Origin of the sequence: Rahnella perminowiae, assembly GCF_019049755.1 — a bacterium.
In the GTDB taxonomy this organism is placed as follows: Bacteria; Pseudomonadota; Gammaproteobacteria; order Enterobacterales; family Enterobacteriaceae; genus Rahnella; species Rahnella perminowiae.
In genome coordinates this window covers 1-2,327 of the sequence record NZ_JAFMOS010000235.1, presented here as the reverse complement: position 1 = coordinate 2,327, position 2,327 = coordinate 1, and the positions used below count along the sequence as shown (strand labels likewise).

Sequence of the window (2,327 nt, the reverse complement as noted above, 5' to 3'; positions counted from 1 at the left end):
TTTTTCAATAGCCTCTATTAGAAAATAGTCATTAAATGTTGAAGGGCTGCTGATAGCTATGTTTCCAGTCAGAGTTTTTCGTCCTTGCTCTGCAATATTGTAGGCTTCCTGAATGCTATTTAACCCTCTTTTGATACATTCATAAATTTGCATTCCTTCTTCAGTAACGCGAATTCTTCTCGTACTACGTTCAAAAAGAGTTATTCCAAGAGCCCCCTCGAGCCGTTTGATTTGTTTACTTATGGCTCCCGCTGTGACGTTCATCGAACGAGCGGCACTTGAAAAATCACTACTGTCGACCACACGTACGAAGGCTTCAAGGTCATCAAGATTTTTCATGCAGTAGATTCCTATTCAGCACAAGTATTATTCCAAAATATCGCTTCCAACGAAACTCCGCTTCGTTTTCAATGAAATTGTAGTTCATAAATCACCCAACACCTGCATTTTACTCTTACTTTCTAGTGAGATAGATAAAAAAGGCATAGCCATTCCCACTTATCATCTATTGTCGGAGGAAGACAATGAAGAAGATTGCTGTAGTGTTAGGAACTAGGCCCGAGGCCATCAAATATGGCCCAGTTATTAACGCGTTAAAAAAAGATCCTCGTTTTGAAGTTTTCATTATATCTACTGGGCAACACAAGGAAATGCTTGATGATGCTCTTGCCGTGTTTGACATTAAACCTGATTATAACCTCAAGGTTATGCAGCCAGGTCAAACGTTGGCACAGATCACATCCCGCATCACCGATGGATTAGCCAAATTGTTACCTCAATTGAAACCCGATGCATTAACAGTACATGGCGATACTGGCACCACCCTAGCTGCTGCGCTATCTGGATTTCATCATCATATTCCAGTTATTCATATTGAAGCTGGTTTGCGTAGTGGTAATGTTTACTCTCCTTTTCCTGAAGAAGGTAATCGCAAGCTCGTCGCACAGATCGCTTCTCTACACTTAGCTCCTACCCCCGGTAATGCTGCTAATTTGATCCGTGAAGGAATTCCGGAAAATCGTATCGTAATCACAGGTAATACTGTTGTTGATGCCTTGTTATGGGCTATTGAGCAGATACCACAAGGGGATAATACGTTACTAGAAGCTTTGCATCAGGATACACGTAAGATAATTTTGGCTTCGGCCCACCGACGTGAAGCATGGGAGAAGATTCCTGACATTGCGAATGCAATCAAAGTAATTGCTGAACGTCCTGATGTTCGTGTTGTTATCCCTATGCACAAAAATCCGATTGTGCGCCAGGCATTTCAAAATACTCTGGCAGATATGAATAATGTAGATTTGATCGAGCCGCTTAATTATCTGGATTTCTGCCGTCTGATGAACCGTGCGGATATTATACTATCTGATAGCAGCGGTGCAGAAGAAGAAGGTCCAACTCTTGGTAAGCCAACGTTGATTCTTCGCTCTCTGACTGAACGGCCTGAAGCTACACACTCTGGCTCAGCTATTTTGGTAGGTAATTCAGGAGAGCAAATTATACATCACGTTTGTCGAATTCTGGATAATTTAAGTGCTTTCAAAGGTGCAAATGTACAGACAGACCACTATGGTGATGGACTGGCAACACAACGAGTTATTGGTGCTATAGCGAACTTTTTTGGGCTTGGCCCTGCTGTTCAACCATTTTATTGCGGCTGCGAGATGAGACCCAATAATTATTTCGTCACAAACGCAGCTTGATATATGGAGTAATAATATGGACTTGATTGAAACGTCTGCAATGCAGACTAAATTCTCGCACCCAGCATTACCGAGTAAGTTATTGCCTGCTGGGAAAGAATATTATATAAACGGTCATGGACTATTAGTTAACTTTCACCCTGAGACTTTAAAGCTAAATAATAATTATAATACTGAAATACTCGCTTTCTCTTCTATCATTCGATGCAATGAGCATATTCAGCCTGCATTGAATTGCCTGATATTTGAATTACCTGAAAATCCTATTGATGGGATTGATATTGCTTGGGATGAGCAAAAAACATATCCCGGAGTGCGGTATGAAAATGCTGTATCTCAGAATGTGGAATTTTATCGCTCACATCAGGACGAAGTTGCGATTTTGTCTTTTCCACCTCATCAATTATCGATAGGGAGTGATACGCTCTATGACAGTCAATCATTCAAGTTACAAGCTAATCTATGGTTTGCTGACTCCGGGACACATTGTGGCATTCACAATGAACATTCTTTTATCGAGATTCATACTCAAATTTTAGGGGTCGGTCGTATGCAAACGTTCCAAAGTGAAGATAAAAATTCACTTTGTGAAGACTTAATAATGGCTCCTGGGATAACTAC

General features: G+C 40.9%; 3 protein-coding genes. 2 read left to right on the top strand and 1 reads right to left on the bottom strand.

The genetic code is table 11. The features are described 5' to 3' along the window. Nucleotides 1-339 (bottom strand): LysR family transcriptional regulator (locus tag J1785_RS01645; RefSeq protein ID WP_217218663.1); only part of this gene is annotated, 339 nt, incomplete at its 3' end. Nucleotides 340-524: 185 nt separating this feature from the next. On the opposite strand from J1785_RS01645, the gene wecB reads away from it, so the two are divergent. After that, nucleotides 525-1,706, top strand: a complete 1,182-nt coding sequence (wecB, locus tag J1785_RS01640) for a non-hydrolyzing UDP-N-acetylglucosamine 2-epimerase (protein WP_217137405.1) — start codon at nt 525-527, stop codon at nt 1,704-1,706. Nucleotides 1,707-1,722: 16 nt separating this feature from the next. Beyond that, on the top strand, nt 1,723-2,327 hold a 605-nt coding region (locus tag J1785_RS01635), incomplete at its 3' end, for a hypothetical protein (protein WP_217218662.1).

Excerpts from the sequence above, each read along its gene's own strand:
- wecB (WP_217137405.1), top strand. The coding sequence starts at position 525 with ATGAAGAAGATTGCTGTAGTGTTAGGAACTAGGCCCGAGGCCATCAAA.